This window comes from Crocinitomix catalasitica ATCC 23190, from assembly GCF_000621625.1.
Classification (GTDB): domain Bacteria; phylum Bacteroidota; class Bacteroidia; order Flavobacteriales_D; family Crocinitomicaceae; genus Crocinitomix; species Crocinitomix catalasitica.
The window spans coordinates 1-5,388 of sequence record NZ_JHXV01000053.1; the positions used below are offsets into that span (position 1 = coordinate 1).

General features: G+C 33.2%; 5 protein-coding genes. All 5 read right to left on the bottom strand.

Annotated elements, in window-relative coordinates; genetic code table 11:
* Nucleotides 1-424 precede the first annotated feature (424 nt).
* Nucleotides 425-1,123, bottom strand: a complete 699-nt coding sequence (locus T367_RS0118130; RefSeq protein WP_027421114.1) for a hypothetical protein — start codon at nucleotides 1,121-1,123, stop codon at nucleotides 425-427.
* 121 nt (nucleotides 1,124-1,244) lie between these two features.
* Nucleotides 1,245-1,856 carry a hypothetical protein gene (locus T367_RS0118135; RefSeq protein ID WP_027421115.1) on the bottom strand — a complete coding sequence of 204 codons (612 nt, stop codon included), beginning with the start codon at nucleotides 1,854-1,856 and terminating at the stop codon, nucleotides 1,245-1,247.
* An 85-nt stretch (nucleotides 1,857-1,941) separates the two neighbouring features.
* The gene (locus tag T367_RS0118140) at nucleotides 1,942-2,733 is read right to left on the bottom strand and encodes a hypothetical protein (RefSeq protein ID WP_027421116.1); all 792 of its coding nucleotides are present in this window, start codon (nucleotides 2,731-2,733) and stop codon (nucleotides 1,942-1,944) included.
* Between the two features lie 214 nt (nucleotides 2,734-2,947).
* The gene (locus T367_RS0118145; RefSeq protein WP_169736085.1) at nucleotides 2,948-4,870 is read right to left on the bottom strand and encodes a S9 family peptidase; all 1,923 of its coding nucleotides are present in this window, start codon (nucleotides 4,868-4,870) and stop codon (nucleotides 2,948-2,950) included.
* Between the two features lie 84 nt (nucleotides 4,871-4,954).
* A partial coding sequence (locus tag T367_RS25085) for a hypothetical protein (RefSeq protein ID WP_169736086.1) occupies nucleotides 4,955-5,388 on the bottom strand: 434 nt, incomplete at its 5' end.

A 5,388-nucleotide genomic window follows, 5' to 3' on the forward strand; every position in this document is an offset into this window, starting at 1 on the left:
AAATAAATCAGATCTTAATGTGATATATGGTTGATATGTCATCTTCGTTCAGTCTGATTTGAACTGTATAATTGTATGGTTCTTACACACTTAATTACGAACTTTTTCAGGTCTAGTTCACGCCAAAACTTGCATTTATCATTTTTGATCTATACCTTCGACTTCTTAATTCTTAATACGTTACACGTTTACAAATCGAGATTTGACAGTGCATCGCACTCAGAATTAATCAGAAGCTACGACAGTAGCTGAATTTCGTGATTAACCCTTTTCACACCCTTACCATACACTTATACATTTTGCTTGGAATCCCTTGGCAACACCGCGATTGAACTTAACGTTTGAATAAATATAAGCATTTATGCTGGCGGTGCGTAGCGCTGATATTTATTTTGTGTTAGGGCATGTTTTCTTGTTCAGGTGGTTAATTAGAAAATTCGTACTTAAATCTTATCTCATAGAAATTACTATTTCCTTCAATACATTCGATTCTAATTAATAATTTATTCGTATTTCCCTTATTGCTAAATGACTGATAAACATATCTTTCTTTGCGTACTTCTTTGTCGTTAACGAAATATGTCAATTCTTGAATTCTTCCTCTAGAATCAGTTTTAGTAAGAACTGTTTCTTTTCGTAAACTATCAGAACGAATATATATTCCATCTAATACACCTGTTGTAGGATATATTTTTGGTACGAGATCTTCAGTGACTACAGTGTTCTCTTCGGGATAGCTATAAACCAACCTACTGGTTATATAAGTGATCGAAGTATCAATAGACTTAAACAAATACTTACCACTAGTACCATCAGAAGTATCTGGTATAGTGGTAAAAGGGCCTCTAAATTTTGATTCTTTATGAAAATTATAGATTTTAGTCCTTAATCTACCTAAAGTGTCAAATTCCAAAACTAAGGTTGGTTCTTGAATGAACTTGGAAGAATCCGTTGCACTAAAATAAGTAGATTCTTCAATTGATTTTACTTTTAAATAGTTGAAAGCATAAAAATCTTGTTTTCCACTAATTTCTCGATCTTTACCCCATTGAGTTATGTTTAAGGCTTCTTGAGCATATATGCAATTACACAGGAGAATGGATATGATAAAAATTGACTTCATAGTGTATGAATAACGAAAACTATTTTAAAAGGTACAAATGGCATTTATTAATTTAATGTGCCCTAACGATTAGTATATGAAGCGTAGCATCCCGAAGGGTGCTATGATTTCATATACATTGTTACCAGCTTTTTTTGTAAATTTCTTTTAAATCCCACTTCATCATTTCATTCCTGTTTATTCTATGTTTATAGTTTATTCTTAAGTCTCCGATCCAAGAATAATCTTCAAGTGTTTGATTTGATTTTAACCCATAAAATCCAATAGAAAACAACACATCATTAATACTTGAAAATTGAATGTAATGTATTTTACTATGCGTTTTTTCATTTCGTAACCTAAGTAAGTTGAACGCTTTTTCTCCTGCACTATAAATTACGATTTCATTAATTATTTCTCCTTTCAACTGATTCCAATCAGCAAATCCAATTAAGTCAATATTCTTTTCTCCACGTTTTGAAGAGTCAGATATCAAATCATTCAGTTCATCATTTGTTCCTTCAACGATATCAATTTCATATTCTCCATACCAATGTTGTGTACATCCCAATGAATAGAAGTTCAGATTCCCGAGATTTGTAATCAGTTCTATATACTCCGTTGAAACTAGTTTTTCATTACTGTTTTCAGTCAGATCGATTAATACATTCAACGCGTATATCTCAGCTTTACCAAGATTAGCAAGAATCTCAATTTCTTTACTTAAATGGCTAGTGTTAATAATCTCTTTCATCTAATTGCTGGTAACGGTTGAGCAAATTTGCGTTGCTGTAAGGTACGAAACAGCTATGAAATTTGCTTGTTGTTGTACGTTGTTTTCATTCCGTGGCGGTTAGCGTTCCATTTCGGTCATAAGTTTTCCACACGCCCACTTTTTCACCGTTAATGTAATTTCCTTTTTTAAACCCTTCTAGAACTAAATCAACATTGTGAGAACCATCTTCATTTTCAAATGATCTAGTTTTATATATATTTTCTATCCAAACTCCACTTTTCTTGTAGTTCTTATACCTGCCTTCGGATGTAATTTCACCATCAAAAGAGTAATATTTCCAATAGCCTATTGGTTTGTAATTTTCAAAGTTCCCCTTACCCGTTATATTTCCATTTGAATAGTATGTCTTAACTAAACCATCTGGAAAGTTTGTGACTTCCGAAATAAATTGAATTCTCTGGTTCATAATTACTCGATAAAAATTGACATCCGCATACAATGAGTCAATATATTCTTGTTTGTAAATTTGTTGAGAACCTTTACAAAAGTGAGATGTTAGCTCCCCTTTTTCATCTAAGTATCCGTAAATAATGAATTCTTTTCCAATTTCTATTTCAAGGTTCCACTCACATGAAGTACCAAAACTAGGTGCGTAAAACTCCACTGTTTTTCCAATGTCTCCTTTATACTTTTTTGTAACTGTGAAAAACAATTTTTGACTCCATTCATCTTCAGTTCTTGTGCTGTCAATTGTTGCTTTAAAAATGTACTCACTGTCATTCCACCATTCTAGGTTTCTTTCACCATTCGAGTATTCGTTCGCCCCGCTACAAGTGCAAGCAAAACCATTGAAATAAACAGTGGTTAAAAACAATATTAAAAAAATACTTTTCATCTAATTCAATAACGTACAACGTCTAGTATAAGAAAAGTAGGGCTGGTGGTAAGCGATGACCTTTCCGTTTAAGCACAAGCCAAATCTTTTGCATTTTGTTTTTACCTTATTTTTCTAAAGGCCAAATCAAAAGATTTGGCGACCTCGAAAATACGCCAAAGCCTTTGTTTAAGCACCTTTCTGCCCTATTTTTTTTATACATTGTTAGCAAAAGTTATTTTTTCCCAATGTGATTATCAGCCCAATTTAGCCATTTATAAAGTACACTTTTGAATTGTACAGGATTTGAAATATTGTGTCCTGCTCTTGGGTAAATAATCATCTCAACTTCTTTATCCGCATCTTGCATTGCTCGGTACATTTCCCAAGCCTGTAAGGTTGGACTTCTGTTGTCATTTGCACCGTGTAATATTAAGAGGGGTGTCTCTGCCTTTTTCACAAAAAATATCGGTGATGCTTTTCGATAATTTTCAACATTGTCGATTGGTAATGCTTTATATTCCCAAAGTCCTACTTTTCTGTTGCTAAATTCGTGTTGGCCATAGAGACTTACTAAATTCGAGACACCAGCGACACTAATTGAGGCCTTAAACCTATTTGTTTGCGTTATTGCCCAATTTGCCATATAACCGCCATAACTCCAACCGCCAATGACAAGTCTATTTTCGTCTGCAATTTCCAATTCGATTAATTTATCAATTCCCGCCATTATATCTTCAAAGTCAGTATGTCCAAAAGCATTTCTGTTGCCTGCATAAAAATCTCTACCATATCCAATACTGCCCCTGAAATTTGGTTGGAAAACTACATAACCGTTGTCAGCAAAGAATTGGCCCATCCAGTTGAAATCATCCATAACTACTGCATCTGGACCACCGTGAGGAATGACCATAAGCGGGTATTTTTTAGATTTGTCATATTCTATTGGATATGAAACTATTCCTTGGACTTTTGTGCCGTCTTCGCTTTCGTAGTTTAGAATACCGCTTGAAGTTTTAATTTGAGGGTTTAATTCTGCATTTAGTTTCGTTATTTGTAATGCTTTTTCGGGCTTTTCGTCAAGATTTAATTTATAAAGTTGTTTTGTTTTTGAACTGCGTGAGGCAGAAAAGTAGATTTTATTTTTGACAATTTGAAAATCATAGATAACCCAGTATGAATTTATGATTGGGGTAATTTTACCTTTGAGATTTAAGTTATAAAGACCTGTGTAACCATTTTTTGGTGTAGAGAAACTTATGTTTTTTTCGTCAATCCATTGTATTTTTTCAACAGTTGGGTCAAATTCATAGGTCATATTTTTAGTTTCTCTTGTTTGGATATTGCTTATGAAAAGTCCATCGTTGGAAGCAAATCCTTCGGTGTTGCCAACAAATGCAAGTTGATTGCCCGAAGGTGAGAACTTTATATTGTTTAAGGAATTGGCATCATTGAATTTGTAGATTGAATTACCACTTTCAATATCGATTACCTCAATCCAATTATTGGTAATCGATTCGTATGTGTCATAGTTTTTGGATGCTATGACAGCAAGTTTTTGACCGTCTTTGCTTATATCTAAATCAATTATTCTATAACTCCCATCTGTAATTTTTTTCTTTTTGCCAGAATCTATATTGTAAGCCCAAAGTGCATTAGTATAAAATTCAGTACCTACTCGATAACCACCTCCGTTTTTCTCTTCTTCTGCCACCAAAATACTATCTCGTGGTTCGTCATCAACGTAGGCTACGGTATTGTCATTTAACCATTGATAGTTGGAAATATAATTTTGAGCGTCAGAAACCATTTTTGGTTCTCCACCTACGCTTGGTACAATATAAATTTGTTGCAAATTATTACGATAAGATATAAATGAAATCCACTTGCCGTCTTTTGACCATTTTGGGTCGTAATCATATTCACTTTCTGTAAGTTTGATTTGATTCTCTCCGTCCAAGTCCGTAATAGTAATTGACGAAAAGGATTTCCCGTCCCAACTGTCCTTTGTAGTTTTGGCAAAGAGAATTTTTGATTCAAATACTTCAGGTTTATTAAGGTTTTCCATTCCTAAATGTTCTTCAACTGATAGTTGAGAAAATCCAAAAATTGGAATTAGAAGCAAAAAGTTTAATATGGCTAAAAATGTTTGTTTCATAATTTTTGCTAACGTTTGAATAAAATTAGGCATTTATGCCGAACAGCTTCGCTGTAAATTTTATTTTTTGTTAGCGGTATGTTTTTATCCTTGTAAGTAAACTGCATTCATTCCTATTCCAATATCATACTGGTGTGGCTTCCAATCAGTGTTACTTTTAGTTTCTATTTTATTTCCCTTGATTAAATAACTGTACTGCAAATCATCTTTTGTCTGCCACATAACTTCTGTAGCTTTCACAATTTTTAAATACGTACTAGACACGAAAATTAGCCTTGGATTTCTTACTTTTAATAAGTAATCGTCTAAAAATATAATTGTTAAAATGTTTTTTTTAACGTTAAATTCTATGCCCTCTAATTCATGTTTTGCATTTAACAGCCTTCCTTCCCAGTCACCAAAAATTGATATTGTGCTTAGACCTAAAGTTAATTTGTTTTCGGAGAAATGGTCTTGAAGCTGTTCTGCTGTTAATTTATAAACGCCATCACAAGTAGTAGTTTCTAAGGCATCCAAAT